This window comes from Faecalispora anaeroviscerum (assembly GCF_947568225.1).
GTDB lineage: Bacteria > Bacillota > Clostridia > Oscillospirales > Acutalibacteraceae > Faecalispora > Faecalispora anaeroviscerum.
Genome location: NZ_CANOOQ010000001.1, coordinates 1,524,178 through 1,540,626 on the forward strand (window position 1 = coordinate 1,524,178; position 16,449 = coordinate 1,540,626).

Sequence of the window (16,449 nt, forward strand, 5' to 3'; positions counted from 1 at the left end):
AATATAAAAGCAATATATTCGGTAACTTATGTAATTTGTTTGAGTTTTTTTGAATTTATCTGTAGTTGTCATTTTATAATAAATATTATATAAAAGTATGCTTTCCGCATACTATTGTTGTTCCTGGCCGGTCTTTCTCAAACGAACGAAAGAATGAAATTAGTTATAAAACAATCTATATACTAGAAATGTGTTATTTGTATTGGACAAATCCCTCTCCACCTGCTACAATAAATGAGATTGTTGAAACTACAATTTTGTTTATTTTCCACTTTCTCTGGAAGTGTAACGCATAGAAGCCCGACTCCATTTCATTTTTTTCGGTATATTTACTATTCTGTCAATCTTTTTTGACACTTTTATTCTGCTGATTGATCTATTCATTCATAAAAAACGGCGTTATTTCTCGTGGCTTAACAACGGAATGCGCCGTGAAAATTGTGGTACAAATGAAAGGAAGATTCTCATGAAATGTCTTATTATTGACGCTGTCCATAGCTCGATTTCGGAAGAACTGGGCAAGTACATGCAGGTTGACACCCACATGCTCCCCACCCAGCAGGAGCTGGCAAAACTGATCCCTGACTATGACGTTCTGGTCATGCGTGTAGATCCCGCAATCAACAAGGAAATTTTGGATGCAGCTAAAAAGCTGAAGGTGATTGGTGTGTGCTCCGTCGGCTTGAATCACATCGACTTGGAGACCGCCAAGGCGAAGGGAATTCAGGTGTTCAACGCACCTGGCCTGAACGCCAACGCTGTGGCTGAGCTGACCATTTCTAAAATGTTGGATATGGCTCGTCACACCATCCCCGCGGATGCCGACGTCAAAGCCAATCACAACTGGGATAAATATAAGTTTGTCGGCAGCGAGCTGAGAGGCAAAACACTGGGCATTTTGGGATTTGGTCGCATCGGTCGCCGTGTGGGCGAACTGGGCCGTGCTTTCCTGATGAACGTAGTGGCTTATGATCCCTTCCTCAAAGCAGAAGATTTTGAGAAAGAGCATGCCAAAGGCATGGAGATTGATGAACTGCTGAAGGTTGCTGACTATATCTCCATTCACATTCCTCTGACTCCCGATACCAAGGATCTGTTTAATGCAGAATCCATTGCCAAGATGAAGTCTAATGCTGTGGTTCTGAACATGAGCCGCGGAGGCATTGTCAACGAGCAGGATATTTATGAGGCTCTGAAGGCTAATAAAGTTGGCGGCTATGCTTCTGACGTAATGGAAAATGAGCTGGCGGCCGGTGGTCTGGTTGAGGGCGCTACCTTCGATTCTCCCCTGTTTGGTTGCGATAACTTTATCGTTACCCCTCATTTGGGAGCGCAGACGGTCGACGCATCCCGCGACATCGGCGTGTTCATTACTGGCAAGCTGAAGGACGCTTTGGGTCTGCACTAATCACAAGCGCAACTAGCAGCTGATCTACAACTTAATTTAATTTTGATTTTTAACAAATGGCCGCCCATAGCTGGGCGGCCATTTTTCTTTGCAAGATGCAGCATATGGCTGTATGAATACAACGAAAGCATGATGAAGAGAATTGTTTTCAATCAGTAGGTTTCTGTAACGATTCATACAATCAACAGCCTTCAGAAAAACCAGTGTTTCTGAAGGCTGTTGATTGTATCCGTTTTGTGCGCTTTGCTTCACCGAAGCGCTGGTAATGAACGACTTCTCTTTGACGAAGGAATCGAATGGGGTCGATAACGTCAGGATCATCGCAGAAGCGCAAAATGTTGTCGTAGGTAGTGCGGGCTTTTTGTTCTGCAGACAAATCCTCATGCAAATCGGTAATGGGGTCTCCGGAAACCGCCAATGCTGCCGCCGTAAAAGGAACTCCGCTGGCATCTACGGGGTAAATCCCTGTCGTATGACTGACAAAATACGAATCATAGCCAGCCTCTTTGATTTGCTCTGGAGTCAGATTTCTGGTCAACTGGTACACAATCGCGCCAATCATTTCAAGATGCCCCAGTTCTTCCGTGCCGATATCTGTCAATATTGCTTTTAGCTCGGGGTACGGCATAGTGAACCGCTGGCTCAGGTAGCGAAGAGAAGCGCCGAGTTCCCCGTCGGGTCCTCCATACTGCAAAAGGGTATCCTTTTCTACTGAAGAAATACGATTTCAACCGTTTTGCCCCTTCGGTCAAATACAATATGGTCAACGAACAAACGGAGCAGTTCGTTTTTGGTGGCGTTCCCGATTTTTTCATCGCGTAGAACGGCAAGAATACTTTGTTTTTGACTGCTCTGCCTTCCTCCTTGCTCTGATTTTACAGCGGACAGCTCTTTTTGTATCCGCACAATTTCTTTCTCAACGCTTTCTTTGTTCGCCCTGTATTCCTCCAGGGTATCGACGCCCGAGGCATACGCTTTTTTTGCGCGCAGAAGCCTGCTTTGCTGGTGCTGCAGTGCTTTTTCTGCCATCCGGGAAAGATCTGCACCCGCAGCTTCTGGTAGCGGGCGCAGCGTAAAGAGATCATCTTCCAGCGCCTGCCGAATTCCGGCCAAAACCACGGCATTCAGCTTTGAAATGGAAACGCTGTGGGACACGTCGCACCGGCCGTGATTATAATTGACACACTGCAGGCTGTCCTTGCCGAGCCTTGCAAGGGTGCCGCCGCACGCGCCGCAGCGGACGAGGCCGCGCAGAAGATACTCCCCTTTCTGTGGCGGGGTATTTCTCGAATACTTGGGATAGATCTTCCGGAACTGTTTTTTCTGTCTCTGTGCAAGATCCCAAGTCACCTGATCGATAATCGGTTCATGCAGGCCGGGAAGAATATTTTCTTGCAGACTGTCGTGGTTACCTCCCCACCCCACTCCTCCCGGCGTCCAACGGATTTTGCCGAGGTACACGGGGTTATTCAGCACATAGTTCACCGTCCGTCCCGCCCAGGAATTCCCCCGGTTTGTCGGTACGCCCATTGCATTGATTTTGCGCGCGATTTCAGCTGCTCCCATCCCGGACAGATAGTCCGCAAAAATCATGCGCACCACCTCTGCCTGCTCCGGCCGGATCACATACCGCTTATCGATGATGTCGTACCCAAAGGAGGGAATCGAAACCGGCTCTCCCCGACCGGCCTTTTCGGTCATCCCACGGGTAACCTCCTCGGCCAGATTGATGCTGTAATACTCATCCATAGCCTCGATGATCGCTTCCATCAGGATGGACATTTTATCGTCGCCGAGCAGTTCGGTAATGGAGATCACATCGATGCCAAGCTGCCTGCGCAGCATTGTTTTGTACACGATGCTGTCTTGTCGGCTGCGTGCAAAGCGGCTGAATTTCCACAGCAGGATCGCTTCAAACGGCTTTGGCTTTTGCTTTGCAATTCCGATCATCCGGTTAAACTGTGTGCGGTTCTTGGTAGATTTTCCGCTGATCCCCTCATCGGTGAATAGGTATTCATCCGGCACGGTCATCCCATTGTGCGCGGCATAGTCGCGGATCAGTCTAATCTGGCTGTCCGGGCTATATTCGGCCTGATCCTCTGTGGAAACCCGGATATAAGCCGCCGCAATTTTCATTTCAGTCTTCCCCCTTCCATTCGAATGAAACCCCTGATTCCCTTAATCTGTATATGAACCCCCTTGAGGGATTATTCGACCGACACACAAGTAAGGAAAGCTCCGCATTTCAGAAGCACACGAGGGCCTTTAGCGGAGTTTAAACGGGGAATATCTACTCAGCTTTGCAGAAAGTACGCTGCATCAATCCATCCAACAAAAACAGGAGCTGTCATAGGACAAAATTCTCCCCCCATATGCTTGTCATGGAGGTGAGACCGATGCCTCAAAAGGAGACATACGCCGTAGTGACACGCATTCGGCTCGACGACGAGCGCGTGCTTGACTGGGGACGCGCAGCTTTCGCACTAACGAAGAAATCTGGAACATACCGCTGCGAATGCCTGGAAAACGAATTTCAAATGGTACAAAAGGAGCGCCAAGAATACGAACAATCCATGCTTGAGCGTATCGGAAAACAGATGTCGCTACGCCACTCACGCGGCACTGCGCCAAAGGAAAATTAGGAGAAATAAAGAGTTTATCGTTCGCACAGTATCCCATGGCTATGAATTTCTTTATTGGTTCGTTCTCGCACAAAAAGCGTCTCTGCAAAATTTAAGCCTGACAATATTGAACCGATATTCTCGCACAAGGCCGAAAATTCACAGCAAAACACCGCACCCGGTGCCGGGTGCGGTGAAAAATAAAATCGTCTATTAATTCAAAAGCCAGACTCCACAGCTGAGATAAGCCGCGAACGTCACCCACAGCAAATACGGAATCTGCAAATACGCCGCTGCTTTTCGGCAGCGATAAAACAGCCGAAGCATTACGAGAATCAGTACCCAGAGAAGAACCAGCCAAAGGAAGGCCACAAAAAAGGCTTGCAGATTGAAGAAAATCAGCGACCAGCAAAAGTTGACAAGAAGCTGAACCAGATACACCGTAAGCGCCTGTTTTTTCCATTGTGAGCCGGAGCAGTACACCAGATAGGCAGAAATGCCCATCAAAAAATATAAAATGCCCCAGGCAATTGGAAAAAGGAAGGAAGGCGGCGAGAGCGGCGGCAGAGTAAGCTGTTCATATATCCCGGTATTGCTCCTGATTAACAGTCCGGACAATGCACCGGTTCCCATACTTAGGACGATACTTGCGATCAGCGGCTTCCATCGAATCGTAACACAATACATCTGCTATCCCCACCCTGCTTTCCGATTAATTTAATATGGTGATTTCTCCCGTAGCCTGCGGCAATCCTCCGCGGCACTAGTATATGCGGTAATCCACAGATTCTATGCAGGCCGGAACCAGCACAACAAGAAAAAGTCCTGGCTCCACACCATTTATTCTCCCCGGACTTTATGACTGGTTACGGCGATTCCTCTTTGCTTTTACTATACTCATATCATTACTAAAAATCAATCCATAAATGGTAAGCCGAAGCGATATGTCGTACTCCAAAAAATTCCGCCGGCAAAGAACTCAGCTTTGCAGAAAAGCGATCAGCTCGCGGTTAAACTTCTCCATTTGATCGTAGAACAGAAAATGGCCGCACTGCCGGAATGAAACCAGCTTCGAATTTTTGATTCCTCTGTTCTGCGCCACTGCCAGTGGATACAAACAGACTCGATCATTCAGCCCATGTAAAATCAGCGTGGGAACATTCACCTTTGCCATATCGTCAAACAGCACCTCGTTAAGCCAGGTGTTTGCAACTGCGGCGGTTGACCAGCTGGCTGCCTGCAGGCCTAACTGGAAGATCCAGTCCTGAATCGGTTTGCCAACGCAGTGGAAAAATATCATGTTTCCAAAACCCTGAAGCATCTTGGGGCGGTCGGTATATGTTCCCTGAATAATGTCCAGAACCGCCTGTCTCTTCAGCCCATACGCGAAATTCGGGCGTTGAATCAGGCTGGGGGCTGCCGCCGCGAACAGCGCCAGCTTCGATACCCCGTGGCCGTTATGTCGTGCCATATAGCGCAGGCAGATGGCCCCGCCCGTGGAGTGACCGCCGAGCGTAATGTTCCTCAGCTGCAAGGCGTCGATCACGGCGCGCAGGTCGTCGGCCAGGCGATTGTAGTCGTAACCGCTCCACGGTTTATCAGAAAGGCCGAAGCCGCGGCAGTCCATTGCAACACACCGGTACCCCAGTTTTGGAAGCTGGTTTAACTGGTATTCAAATAAATTGTGATCCCCCGGCCACCCGTGAACAAGCAGAATGGTTTTATCCCCGGCAGGATTCAGATCTTCAACGAAAATTTTTACATTTGATTCAACCATTACATAGTATCCCACATCATCATCTCCTCTAAAATACTACCAGAATATTCTTTTGAAGATATTTCGGTGACTGTTATGGATTTGATACCAGTCTGCACTATGGCCCACCATACTGTGTGATGATGATCTTAGCCAGAGCGGGGTTGGGGTTTTTAATTTTCACCGGGTACTGCAATCTTTTTTCGTAAACCCACATTAGTTGTCACCCTCCTCTTCAATTTCCCACGGCCAGGGGCCGGTGATCCAAGCCCAGCGGCTGGTTTGGCTGCTGGTTTCTCCGATCGGGCCGTAGGTGTCCTCATAATTTTTGGTCAGCTCATCGATCTTCTTGCGGGTGTCTTCCAGTTTCTTTGCGGCTTCACAGTTGTTGGGATGTGTGTCTAAAAAAATATGAAGCTCCCACGCCATGAATCGATACGCGTTGATCTGGCGCATCAATCTTTCCTGATCTGTCATTTTAGAACACCCCTTTTCCCCGTAAAGGGTTTATCCAGATCCGGGAAAATCGTACCCTGATTAAATCCCTTTTCCGCCGAATACGTTGTGTCGAATTGCTGAAACGGTATATATGCCATGGCAACCACCGTCTGGGCCGGCAGCGGTGAAACCGCAACGGTCAGTTCGCAGCTCTGCATATTCTGCACGCTCTGCATGCCCTGCGCATTCTGCATGCTTTGCGCATTTTGCATACTCTGTGCGTTCTGCATACTCTGCGCATTCTGCATACTCTGCACATTCTGCATACTTTGCGCGTTCTGCATACTTTGCGCGGGCTGCATAATACCCTGCACATTCTGCATGCTCTGCGCGTTCTGCATACTTTGCGCGTTCTGCATACTTTGCGCGGGCTGCATGCTCTGTGCGTTCTGCATGCTTTGTGGATTCTGCGTACTCTGCGCGTTGAGCATATTTTGCATGTTTTGCAGGTACTGCAGATTCTGATTATCTGTCATTCTTCTCGTGTTCCCCTTTCTCATAATCTAAAGCTTATCCCATAACAGAATATGCCGGCAGAATATTCCGAGTGCCTGTTCTCTTTTGAAAATCAAACAGGGGGCTGATTTTGGCGCTGAAACAGCGCAAAATAAAGAATTTTCAGGACAAATCACCAAGTCACGATTTCATCCTCGCGCCCGGCGATTCTGCACCTTGCCTGTGGTTCGGATTCATAGTATAATTTTGATATGAGAAAGCAGGTGCCTGCTTTGTTCAACACTACTTCGGAGAAATCGCGGAAATGTCGCTAATTTCTGACTGCTAAGAGCACTGGCCGGCGGATTTTTCGAGTTTTTTCCTTAAAAACCGAGAGAGGAAACCAATTTTATGAATCAAATCAAAACTGACCCCACCGCCTGGAAAAAGCGGGTCGGCTGGTTTTTGTTGAGCCAGAATATTTCTTTGTTCGGCTCCTCCGTTGTGGGCTTCGCCATCATATGGCACATTACCCTGACGACCTCTTCCGGCATGTGGATCATGCTTTCGACCATCTGCTCGATTCTGCCCCAGGTTCTGGTTTCGTTGATCGGGGGCGTTTGGGCTGACCGTTACAACCGCAAATACCTGATTATGCTATCAGACGGCTTTATTGCCACGGCCACGCTCGGCCTGGCCGTGGCATTTCTCCTTGGTTTTCAAAGGCTGGAGCTGCTGCTGGTTGTTTCGGCCGTACGCTCAATTGGAGCAGGAATCCAGACTCCGGCCGTGGGAGCGATCTACCCGCAGCTGGTACCGCAGGAATCACTGACCAAGGTTCAGGGAATCAACCAATCCCTGAACTCTGTTCTTCTGCTGCTTGCCCCTGCCGCAGGCGGTATCATTTTAGGCTGGGTGGGAATTGTCGGCGCCTTTTTTTTGGATGTGACGACCGCGGCTCTCGCGATTTTGGTTATGAGCCGAATTAACGTGGAACGCATTCGCACCGAAAAAGAACCCGATTCCATGTGGGCAGAACTGAAAACCGGCATCGACTACACGTTTCGCCACCCGCAGCTGCGGAATTTGATTTTTTGTTACATGGCCTCTTTTTTTCTGATTACCCCAGCGGCTGTCCTTTCTCCCCTTCTGGTGGAGCGTACCTTCGGCGGTGAAATTTGGCGCCTGACTGCGAATGAAATGGTGTGGACGGCCGGTTCGCTGGTGGGCGGAATTTTTGTGGCGATAAAAGGGGAATTCCGCAACAAGGTGAAAACCGTTGCGCTTTGCCTTGCGGCGTTCGGTGTGTTTTTCGCGCTAATGGGAGTTGCCTGGGATTTTTTGTCTTACCTGATCGTCGTGGGGATTTCCGGCTTCTTTCTGCCTCCGCTTTCCACCGCGCAGACCGTACATATTCAGGAGATCACCGAGCCGGAGGTACTGGGCCGCGTCTTTTCCATTGTGCAGCTCATCACTGCGAGCGCCATGCCGGTGGCGATTCTGCTATTCGGCCCTCTGGCCGACATCGTCAGTGTCGAATCGATTCTGCTGGTAACCGGTGTGCTGCTGGTTCTGGTGGGGATACAGTACGGCAGAACGGCAAAGTGGCCGGGAACCGGCGAACAGCCCGTTTCTTTGCCGTAGAAAAAGAGGTACGTCCCGTTAATCGGGAGCGTACCTCTTTTTCTATTCCTGCTGAATTTTTCTCTCTTTGACCCGCACCAGACAAAGCAAAGACGGTTCGCTGTTACATTAAGGGGGCAAATAGATTCAGCACGCTGTTGAGCGCACGAACAAACCATCTGTTGCTGCGGCACTCGGCATGCACCACCTGCCTGCACTGCGAAAGAGAAAGCAGGTATTCATCCCGCATGCTGCCAATGGCTGGGCACCGGAACATCCACGCCGCGCACTCAAAGTGCATGTAAAAGCTGCGGTAATCGAAATTGATCGTTCCAACAATCCCGTATTCATCATCGCAGACAACCGTTTTCGCGTGGTTAAAGCCGGGAATAAACTCGTAGATTTTCACCCCGTTTTTCACCAGCACCTCGTAGTTGGCGCGGGTGACCATGTAAACCAACTTTTTGTCCGGAATATGCGGCGTGATAATTCGGACATCCACCCCGCTTTTGGCCGCGTTGCACAGCGCCGTTAGAACTTCGTTATCCGGGATCAAATACGGCGTATTAATATACAGGTATTTTTTTGCGCGGCCGATCAGATTCAGGTATACATTACGTCCCACCGGCTCCCAATCCAAGGGATTGTCGCTGTACGGCAGAACATATCCGCCCTCCTGCGGCTCGCCCGGCTCCTGCGGGACGCGAAATTTCTCGTAATCCTCCGTGATTTTGCGCTCAAATCCCCACAGGGACAGAAACATCACTGTAAAATTCCACACCGCATCTCCGCGAATCATAATGGCGGCGTCCTTCCACTGACCGAAGCGCGGAGACAAATTAATATATTCATCGGCAAGGTTTACGCCGCCGGTAAAGGCAACCTTGCCGTCAATCACCACAATTTTGCGGTGATCACGATTATTCATCAAGGTGGAAAGGAACGGCACAAAGCTGTTAAACACGCTGCATTGGATTCCCATTCTCTCAAGGCGGCGGCTGTATTTGAACGGCAGTGTAAAGAGGCAGCCCATGTCGTCATACAGCACCCGCACCTCCACTCCTTGCCGGGCCTTTTGCGCGAGAATCTCCAGAACGGTATTCCACATCACTCCCTCGCGGATAATGAAATATTCGAGGAAGATGAAATGCTCCGCTTTTTTCAGCTCTTCTACCAGAGTGCGGAACTTAGACTCTCCGCTCGGGAAATAGACAGCCGAACCATTTCGGCAGACCGGGCAGTTCGAATATCGCTGTAAATATCGCACCTGCGCGCCCGCATCTGGATTCTGCGCCGTGATCTCCTCCAAAATTTCGGGGTCTGGCTTTAAATATGCTCGAAAGCTTTGGTTTTCAAGTGAAACACTGCGGCGGATCACCCGATTGTGGCGACTGCGGCCGAACATCAAATAAAACATTCCGCCAAAAATGGGGAATAACAGAATAGCTACACTCCAAGCCAGCTTGTAAGTAGGATTTAGATCGCTGTTATTTAAAATCCATAGCGTTACCACAATACTGATAACGTAGCAGACGCTATAAAACCATACATAATAATTGCTGAACTGTGTGATCATCACCAGCAGCACCGCAATCTGCACGAGAATGGCCAGTGCGATCATCGAGGTGCGGCTAAGCAGACTTTTTAGTGCCTTTTTCATACGGTCCTTCCTTTGCAGAGAACAGGTTTTAATGGGATCTTTCTTGTCAAACGGGTGGGGATACGTTATAATAAATAACAAAACCGCACAATGACCTATCAACCCGACAGGGATACACCGACGGGGTTATGCAGAATAAAACGATTCAAATTCAGGGAATCACAGCAGCCCTGGCTTTTAGAGGAGGCCATCTGATTGAAAGACTATGCCTTAATCACAGACGCTACCTGCGATCTTCCCGCAGAGGTTTTGGAAAAGCTGGATGTTCGGGTCATCCCGATGGAATTTCAGATTGGTGGAACCCTATATCAGCATTATCCGGATGCGCGGGAAATGAATCTGACTACCTTTTATGAGCGGATGACAGCGGGAGAAACCCCTTCTACCTCGCAGATTAACCAGCTCACTTATTTTAAATATTTCGAAGCTATACTGGAAGCGGGCATGGACGTTGTGTACCTGAGCCTCACCTCGGGATTGAGCGGCACCTACCAGTCTTCACGCATCATTGCGGCGGAGCTGGAAGAAAAATACCCGGAGCAGCGGGTTGTTTGCATCGATACGCTGTGCGCTTCCATTGGGCAGGGGTTGTTTGTGATTCTGGCCGCCCAGAAAAAGCAGGAGGGACTGACGATCGACGAACTGGTCGCGTGGGCTCGGCAAAGCCACCTGCACGTTGCCCAGTGGTTTACCGTAGACGACCTCAATCACTTGCGCCGTGGCGGGCGGATCTCGTCTGTTGCCGCGCTAGCCGGCTCGGCTCTTGGCATAAAGCCTGTGCTGCACGTAGACAGCGAAGGCAAGCTTGTCGCCGCGATGAAGGTGCGCGGGCGCAGAAAATCGATGGACGCCCTAATTGAACGAATCGCCCAAACCGGCATTAATCCGGCTGAGCAGGTGATTCTGGTAGGGCACGGCAACAGTGAAAAAGACGCCAAGCAGTTAAAGCAAGAGATTCGCGAGCGTTTTCGCCCAAAAGAGATTATTCTCTGCGAAATCGGCCCCGTAATCGGGTCACACGTCGGGCCCGGAATGCTGGCCGTTTCCTTTTGGGCCAGCGAAAACTGACCGTCCTCCGCGGCGGAACAACACGGGCTTTAACGCCCAGCCCGCCGCGGGATTAATTCATAATTTGTCAGGAGGATTCTGAAATGCAAAAGAAAGAAATCGCCACAACCAACGCCCCGGCAGCCATCGGCCCTTATTCTCAGGCTGTGCAGATCGGGGATACGCTGTATACTTCCGGCCAGATTCCAATCGACCCCGCTACCGGCGCTCTGGTACAGGGCGGCATCCAGGAGCAGGGTACCCGTGTATTTGAAAACCTGAAGGCCGTACTGGAGCAGGACGGAGCAGATTTTTCCAAGGTGGTCAAGGTCAATGTCTTTATCACTGACCTGAACGATTTCGCGGCCCTGAACGAGCTGTATGCCACTTATTTTGAAAAGCCCTACCCGGCTCGCTCCTGCGTGCAGGTTTCCGGCCTGCCGAAGGGTGCTTTGGTTGAGATCGAAATGATTGCCGTTCTGTAACGGTTATTCTTCAAAACGGATGCCACCGAAGGCATCCTTCAGAACGTTTGCCGAGAGCTTGAATTTTTCAAGCTCTTTTTCTGTGAGCGAAACCTCCAATATACCGGCGACGCCCTCCCGATTGACAAAGCTGGGAACGCCGATATACACATCGCTTTCCCCATACTCGCCGCTGAGCAGAGTTGAAACCGTGAGAATGCTGTTTTCATCCCCGAAAATTGCCTTGGCAATCCGCACCATAGCCATACCGATACCGTAATACGTCGATTTCTTCGCCGCAATGATCTTCTGCGCGGCATTTTTCACTTCCTCGCTGATGTTCTGCAGATCATCCAACGAATATTTCTCGGGTGATTGTTCTACCATTTTCAGAACCGGCTTTGTGCCAACCATCGCCTGCGACCACGGCACAAACTCGCTGTCGCCGTGCTCGCCCATCACATAGGCATGTACATTTCGGGGGTCGACCTTCAGATAATCGCCAAGAAGATACCGCAGGCGCGCACTGTCGAGCGTAGTGCCGGAGCCGATCACGCGCCGTGGATCAAATCCGGAAAGCTTCTGGGTCACATGCGCCATAATGTCCACCGGGTTTGTCGCGATCAGAAAAATTCCGCTAAAGCCCGACCCTACCACCGGACCGATAACAGAACGGAACACCGCCGTATTGCGCTGCAGAAGATCAATGCGGGTTTCTCCCGGCTTCTGCGCCACACCCGCACAGATCGCCACAATGTCCGCATCCTTGCAGTCCGAATAGGTGCCGGCATATATTTTCATATGAGAGCCGGAAAACGCCACACCGTGGTTTAAGTCCATCGCTTCCCCTTCGGCGCGCCGGGCATCAATATCGATCAGCACCAGCTCGTCGCATGCGGTCTGATTCAGCAGCGCATAGGCAAAGCTCATTCCAACAAAGCCGGTGCCGACTAATACGATTTTTCTGATGTCGTTTTTCATAAAAAGCCCTCCTGTCATTTTGCGAATATCACTCGCAACTGCAGTTAATCCTTTCATCAAACCAATCATTTCTTTTTCTTTGCCTTGGGCAGGAGAAAAAAGAAAGTTCCGTTTGATTTACAAAGAAGCGCCGCGATTTTGCGCTTCTTTTGTTTGATAGCAGTATACCACTTTTTCCCAGTTTGGCAAAGAGCCAAAGCGCTGGGTTCTTTTTTCTGAACGAAATTCAGAATTCTTTTTAGTATAACCCTGTTTTCGCTCTTTACAAAGAACATATGTTCGTGATATAATAACTGAAACGCCACTTAAGTAACCGTTGATAAATGATACCACAACAATACTTTGCGTTTGTGGCAAAATACCGCTAGATAGAATGGGAGGCATTGCATGCAGACCCTCGAAAAATTGAAAATACTGTCTGACTCCGCAAAGTATGACGTGGCCTGCACCTCCAGCGGAGTAGATCGCGGGGGCTCGGACAACGGCGGGATGGGCAGCGCGATGGCCGGCGGAATCTGCCACAGCTTTTCGGCAGACGGTCGGTGCATCTCGCTTTTGAAGGTACTGTTGACCAACAGCTGCGCCTACGACTGCAAATATTGCGTCAACCGCAGAAGCAACGACGTGCCCCGGGCCACCTTTCAGCCACGGGAGCTGGCGGATTTGGCGATGAACTTTTACCGCAGAAATTATATTGAAGGGTTATTTCTAAGCTCCGGGATTCTGAAAAATCCGGATTACACCTGCGAGCAGATGATCGAGGTGCTGCGCATTCTGCGCGAGGAATACCATTTTAACGGCTACATTCACGCCAAGGCCATCCCCGGTGCGGACAGTCTTTTGGTCGGGCGGCTGGGTGCTTTGGCCGACCGCATGAGCGTCAACATTGAAATGCCGTCTCAGAAAAGCCTTGCGGTACTCGCGCCGGACAAATCAAAAACGAACATTTTAAAGCCCATGGGCTTTATCACGGGGAAAATCAAAGAGAACTCTACGGAGCTGGCCCGCTACCGCTACGCGCCCAAATTCGCACCGGCCGGCCAAAGCACCCAGATGATCATCGGGGCGACGCCGGACAGTGACTTCCAGATTTTAAAGCTGACGGAAGCGCTGTACCGCCGCTATGAATTAAAGCGCGTCTTTTTTTCGGCGTACATTCCCGTTTCAAACGATCCTCTGCTTCCCGCGCTGACGGTCAAGCCGCCGCTTCTGCGCGAGCACCGGCTGTATCAGGCGGACTGGCTGCTACGCTTTTACGGCTTTGCGGCCGACGAGCTGCTCGACGAAGCGCACCAGAGCTTCCACCCGATGCTCGATCCCAAATGCAACTGGGCGCTGAATCATTTGGAGCTGTTCCCCGTGGACATTAACCGGGCCACCTATGAAATGATTTTACGGGTACCGGGCATCGGAGTCAAAAGCGCACGGCGGATCACCGCCGCACGCCGCGACGGAACACTGCGTACAGAGGACCTGAAAAAGCTTGGGGTTGTCCTGAAGCGGGCGCGGTACTTTGTTTTCGGTGCAGGGCGGGACGAGCGCCCCCCTGTACTGACCCGTGACGCCGTGCTGCGGGCGCTGGTATCGGATTCCTGCCGGGAGCTATATGAACCACAGGGCGAACAGCTTTCGCTCTTCCCTGCCCCCACGCCGCAGCTTTGGGGAGAGGAGGCGCTGCAATGCCTGCCGGGACCCCGCTGACCCGCGATTACCGCTACGACGGCAGCTGGGACGGCCTGCTGTGCTGCCTGTTTGAAACGTACGAGCGCAGGGAGCTGCCGCAGGCCGTGTACTCACAGGAGGACACCCAGCAGACGCTGTACCCCGCTCTGGAGATCGTCACGGACCCGAACAAAGCAGGCCGGGTCAAGCGCGCGATGCTGCCCAAAATTGGTTGCGACGCCAAGGAGCTGGCAGAACACGCCTTTCTGACCTGTCTGCCGCAAAAAGAAGTATGGATTCTTCGCTTTCTGCGCCTTGCCTTTCGTCACGGCCCACCGGTGATGAACAAGCTGACTCACCCTGCCGTGCATACTTTAAATAAGGCCGTGCTGCACCTACATCAAGAAAACCACCAGTACGAGGGTTTCGTTCGCTTTTCTGTTTCGGACGGGGCACTGTGGTCTGTCATTGAACCAAAAAATCAGGTGCTGCCACTGCTGGCCCCGCACTTCTGCCAGCGGTTCTGCAATGAAACCTTTTTCATCTATGACAAAACCCACGATCAGGCGCTGGTTTACCAAAACGGGCGGCACGAGATTCTGCCCCTGCTGGCCTTTGAGCCGCCGGAACCGGACGAAACCGAGCAGCGCTACCGCAAGCTGTGGCATACCTTTTACGATTCCATCAGCATCCGTGACCGCGAAAATCTGCGCCTGCGCATGACCCACATGCAAAAACGCTACTGGAAGCATTTGACCGAAATGCAGTACAATCCGTTCCGAGCTGGTCAGACGCAAACAGAATCGAGCGACGAAACACGCGATGGCCCACAAACGCCGACTGCCCTCCCGCCAGACTCTATCTCTCCCTGAAATGCTTGATTTTTCATAGTTCCTCTTTTCCTGCTGTTTTTGCGCCTCCCCTTGCTTTTCCCGCCGCAAAACGGTACGATACTAGAGTGAGACTTTTCCCGAGCGCTTAGATCGAAAGGGAGTAAGAAATGAGCCAACTGGAACCGGAACAAAAGAAAATCCGTGCTGTCCTCATTGGGGCAGCCTTCATGACCGGCGCGTCCTCAATCGGGCCGGGCTTTATGGTACAAACCTCGTTGTTTACCGCGCAATACGGCCAGAGCCTTGCGGCGGTGATCGTCGCGATGATTGTCATGGATACCATTGCGAAGCTCAACCTGTGGAGCATACTGGGGGTGTCTGGTCTGCGCGGGCAGGAGCTTGCAAACCGAGTTTTGCCCGGCTCCGGGAATGTGATCGCCATTCTGGTCACCTTCGGCGGCTTTACGTTTGCCATTGGCAACGTGGGCGGCGCGGCCCTCGGCCTAAATGCCGTATGCGGCCTGCCGCTGCAGGCAGGTTACCTTATTTCGAGCGGCCTGGCAATCTCGCTGTTCCTCATCAAAAACGCGTCGAACGGCATCAACCGGGCATCTCAGGTTTTGAGCGTGATGGTTCTTGTCATCCTGCTGATCATGGCATTTCAGACGCACCCACCGATCAACCGGGCGGTTGACGGCCTGCTCTCACCGGAGCTGCCGCTGATGCTGCTGATTCCGCTAATTACGCTTTTGGGCGGCTCCACCGGCGGCTATATTGCCTATACCGGCGCGCACCGTTTTCTGGATGCCGGGATTTCCGGCCGAAAAAACCTGCGCGGCATTCAGAAAAGCACCCTCCTTTCCTGTGGGATTACCGGCCTTTCGCGCATTTTGATCTTTCTCGTGGTATTCGGCGTCTGTGCCGCAGGCGGCCAGGCTGCTTCTGCGGCGATTGAGGCCGCGGAAAACCCCGCGGCTCAGGCATTTCTACTCGGGGCTGGTGAGCTGGGCTCGCGGCTGTTTGGCGTTGCGCTCTTCTGCGCAGGGATTACAACAATTATCGGGTCGTCTTATACCTCGGTATCCTTTTTAAAGACACTGCACCCCGTGGTGGGGCGCAATGAAACACGGTTCATCACCGGATTCATCGCACTGGCCACCATACTGATCGCGACGATCGGCAAAGCAACCGCGCTGCTGGTGATCGCAGGGGTGATCAACGGCTTTGTGCTGCCGCTGACGCTCGCAATCACACTATGGAGCATTCGTGACAAGAGCATTGTCGGGGAGGAATACCGCCACCCCCGTGTGCTGACAGCCGCCGGCATCCTGATTACAGTGATTACTACATACGCGGCCTTTCGCGCGCTGCCCTCCTCGCTGGCGATGTTTTACTGAATTCCCCCGGCTTTCTCCGCGGCTGATTCTCTGAACAAAAAACGCTGCTGTCTTTTTAGACAGC

17 protein-coding genes and 1 pseudogene are annotated in these 16,449 nt (G+C 51.3%); 8 read left to right on the forward strand and 10 right to left on the reverse strand.

The features are described 5' to 3' along the window. Positions 1–466: 466 nt before the first annotated feature. Positions 467–1,408 carry a D-2-hydroxyacid dehydrogenase gene (locus tag QOS46_RS07670; protein ID WP_283608699.1) on the forward strand — a complete coding sequence of 314 codons (942 nt, stop codon included), beginning with the start codon at positions 467–469 and terminating at the stop codon, positions 1,406–1,408. Between the two features lie 181 nt (positions 1,409–1,589). On the opposite strand, the gene QOS46_RS07675 is transcribed toward QOS46_RS07670, so the two are convergent. Both QOS46_RS07675 and QOS46_RS07680 read right to left on the reverse strand, forming a co-directional pair. Beyond that, entirely contained in the window at positions 1,590–2,129 is a 540-nt protein-coding gene (locus QOS46_RS07675) for a manganese catalase family protein (protein WP_283610803.1), read from the reverse strand. Then, a complete protein-coding gene (locus tag QOS46_RS07680; protein WP_283608701.1) occupies positions 2,117–3,544 on the reverse strand; it encodes a recombinase family protein in 1,428 nt (475 codons plus the stop codon). Before QOS46_RS07680 ends, QOS46_RS07675 begins: the two co-directional genes overlap by 13 nt. Positions 3,545–3,804: 260 nt before the next feature. Here QOS46_RS07680 and QOS46_RS07685 point away from each other — a divergent pair, with 260 nt between their 5' ends. Then, the gene (locus QOS46_RS07685; RefSeq protein ID WP_283608703.1) at positions 3,805–4,050 is read left to right on the forward strand and encodes a hypothetical protein; all 246 of its coding nucleotides are present in this window, start codon (positions 3,805–3,807) and stop codon (positions 4,048–4,050) included. Positions 4,051–4,242: 192 nt separating this feature from the next. Here QOS46_RS07685 and QOS46_RS07690 read toward each other — a convergent pair whose 3' ends face one another. From QOS46_RS07690 to QOS46_RS07710, 5 genes and pseudogenes are all read right to left on the reverse strand, one after another. Next, complete coding sequence (locus tag QOS46_RS07690) at positions 4,243–4,716, reverse strand: TspO/MBR family protein (protein ID WP_283608705.1); 474 nt, start codon at positions 4,714–4,716, stop codon at positions 4,243–4,245. A gap of 292 nt (positions 4,717–5,008) precedes the next feature. Beyond that, positions 5,009–5,821: an alpha/beta fold hydrolase gene (locus QOS46_RS07695; protein WP_283608707.1), complete on the reverse strand. Its 813-nt coding sequence runs from the start codon at positions 5,819–5,821 to the stop codon at positions 5,009–5,011. Positions 5,822–5,906: 85 nt separating this feature from the next. Continuing rightward, positions 5,907–6,002: pseudogene (locus QOS46_RS07700) on the reverse strand (manganese catalase family protein); the annotation flags it as partial. After that, positions 6,002–6,262: a spore coat protein CotJB gene (locus QOS46_RS07705; RefSeq protein WP_283608708.1), complete on the reverse strand. Its 261-nt coding sequence runs from the start codon at positions 6,260–6,262 to the stop codon at positions 6,002–6,004. The gene QOS46_RS07705 and the pseudogene QOS46_RS07700, both read right to left, overlap by 1 nt. Next, positions 6,259–6,759: a spore coat associated protein CotJA gene (locus QOS46_RS07710; RefSeq protein ID WP_283608709.1), complete on the reverse strand. Its 501-nt coding sequence runs from the start codon at positions 6,757–6,759 to the stop codon at positions 6,259–6,261. The genes QOS46_RS07705 and QOS46_RS07710 overlap by 4 nt, the downstream gene beginning before the upstream one ends. 370 nt (positions 6,760–7,129) lie before the next feature. Here QOS46_RS07710 and QOS46_RS07715 point away from each other — a divergent pair, with 370 nt between their 5' ends. Further along, positions 7,130–8,362 (forward strand): MFS transporter, encoded by a 1,233-nt coding sequence (locus tag QOS46_RS07715; protein WP_283608710.1) that lies wholly within the window; start codon positions 7,130–7,132, stop codon positions 8,360–8,362. Between the two features lie 103 nt (positions 8,363–8,465). Here the strand turns inward: QOS46_RS07715 and cls are convergent, their stop codons facing one another. Beyond that, a complete protein-coding gene (gene cls, locus QOS46_RS07720) occupies positions 8,466–10,001 on the reverse strand; it encodes a cardiolipin synthase (RefSeq protein ID WP_283608711.1) in 1,536 nt (511 codons plus the stop codon). Between the two features lie 195 nt (positions 10,002–10,196). Here cls and QOS46_RS07725 point away from each other — a divergent pair, with 195 nt between their 5' ends. Then, positions 10,197–11,069 carry a DegV family protein gene (locus QOS46_RS07725; protein WP_283608712.1) on the forward strand — a complete coding sequence of 291 codons (873 nt, stop codon included), beginning with the start codon at positions 10,197–10,199 and terminating at the stop codon, positions 11,067–11,069. Between the two features lie 83 nt (positions 11,070–11,152). Then, entirely contained in the window at positions 11,153–11,533 is a 381-nt protein-coding gene (locus tag QOS46_RS07730; protein WP_283608713.1) for a RidA family protein, read from the forward strand. 3 nt (positions 11,534–11,536) lie between these two features. Here QOS46_RS07730 and QOS46_RS07735 read toward each other — a convergent pair whose 3' ends face one another. Beyond that, positions 11,537–12,493, reverse strand: coding sequence for an L-lactate dehydrogenase (locus QOS46_RS07735; protein WP_283608714.1), 957 nt, complete (start codon positions 12,491–12,493; stop codon positions 11,537–11,539). 117 nt (positions 12,494–12,610) lie between these two features. Next, complete coding sequence (locus tag QOS46_RS07740; protein WP_283608715.1) at positions 12,611–12,877, reverse strand: hypothetical protein; 267 nt, start codon at positions 12,875–12,877, stop codon at positions 12,611–12,613. Between the two features lie 3 nt (positions 12,878–12,880). Here QOS46_RS07740 and QOS46_RS07745 point away from each other — a divergent pair, with 3 nt between their 5' ends. From QOS46_RS07745 to QOS46_RS07755, 3 genes are all read left to right on the forward strand, one after another. Next, positions 12,881–14,194 carry a putative DNA modification/repair radical SAM protein gene (locus QOS46_RS07745; protein WP_283608716.1) on the forward strand — a complete coding sequence of 438 codons (1,314 nt, stop codon included), beginning with the start codon at positions 12,881–12,883 and terminating at the stop codon, positions 14,192–14,194. Continuing rightward, positions 14,173–15,027 (forward strand): TIGR03915 family putative DNA repair protein, encoded by an 855-nt coding sequence (locus QOS46_RS07750; protein ID WP_283608717.1) that lies wholly within the window; start codon positions 14,173–14,175, stop codon positions 15,025–15,027. Before QOS46_RS07745 ends, QOS46_RS07750 begins: the two co-directional genes overlap by 22 nt. Positions 15,028–15,155: 128 nt before the next feature. After that, a complete protein-coding gene (locus QOS46_RS07755) occupies positions 15,156–16,385 on the forward strand; it encodes an NRAMP family divalent metal transporter (RefSeq protein ID WP_283608718.1) in 1,230 nt (409 codons plus the stop codon). Positions 16,386–16,449 lie beyond the last annotated feature (64 nt).

What these genes read in the sequence shown, in the direction of transcription:
- QOS46_RS07750 (WP_283608717.1), top strand. Translation starts at nt 14,173, where the DNA reads ATGCCTGCCGGGACCCCGCTGACCCGCGATTACCGCTACGACGGCAGC.
- QOS46_RS07740 (WP_283608715.1), bottom strand. Translation starts at nt 12,877, where the DNA reads ATGCCTCCCATTCTATCTAGCGGTATTTTGCCACAAACGCAAAGTATT.
- QOS46_RS07690 (WP_283608705.1), bottom strand. Translation starts at nt 4,716, where the DNA reads ATGTATTGTGTTACGATTCGATGGAAGCCGCTGATCGCAAGTATCGTC.
- cls (WP_283608711.1), bottom strand. Translation starts at nt 10,001, where the DNA reads ATGAAAAAGGCACTAAAAAGTCTGCTTAGCCGCACCTCGATGATCGCA.
- QOS46_RS07730 (WP_283608713.1), top strand. Translation starts at nt 11,153, where the DNA reads ATGCAAAAGAAAGAAATCGCCACAACCAACGCCCCGGCAGCCATCGGC.
- QOS46_RS07670 (WP_283608699.1), top strand. Translation starts at nt 467, where the DNA reads ATGAAATGTCTTATTATTGACGCTGTCCATAGCTCGATTTCGGAAGAA.
- QOS46_RS07710 (WP_283608709.1), bottom strand. Translation starts at nt 6,759, where the DNA reads ATGACAGATAATCAGAATCTGCAGTACCTGCAAAACATGCAAAATATG.
- QOS46_RS07680 (WP_283608701.1), bottom strand. Translation starts at nt 3,544, where the DNA reads ATGAAAATTGCGGCGGCTTATATCCGGGTTTCCACAGAGGATCAGGCC.
- QOS46_RS07705 (WP_283608708.1), bottom strand. Translation starts at nt 6,262, where the DNA reads ATGACAGATCAGGAAAGATTGATGCGCCAGATCAACGCGTATCGATTC.
- QOS46_RS07685 (WP_283608703.1), top strand. Translation starts at nt 3,805, where the DNA reads ATGCCTCAAAAGGAGACATACGCCGTAGTGACACGCATTCGGCTCGAC.
- QOS46_RS07715 (WP_283608710.1), top strand. Translation starts at nt 7,130, where the DNA reads ATGAATCAAATCAAAACTGACCCCACCGCCTGGAAAAAGCGGGTCGGC.
- QOS46_RS07735 (WP_283608714.1), bottom strand. Translation starts at nt 12,493, where the DNA reads ATGAAAAACGACATCAGAAAAATCGTATTAGTCGGCACCGGCTTTGTT.
- QOS46_RS07745 (WP_283608716.1), top strand. Translation starts at nt 12,881, where the DNA reads ATGCAGACCCTCGAAAAATTGAAAATACTGTCTGACTCCGCAAAGTAT.
- QOS46_RS07755 (WP_283608718.1), top strand. Translation starts at nt 15,156, where the DNA reads ATGAGCCAACTGGAACCGGAACAAAAGAAAATCCGTGCTGTCCTCATT.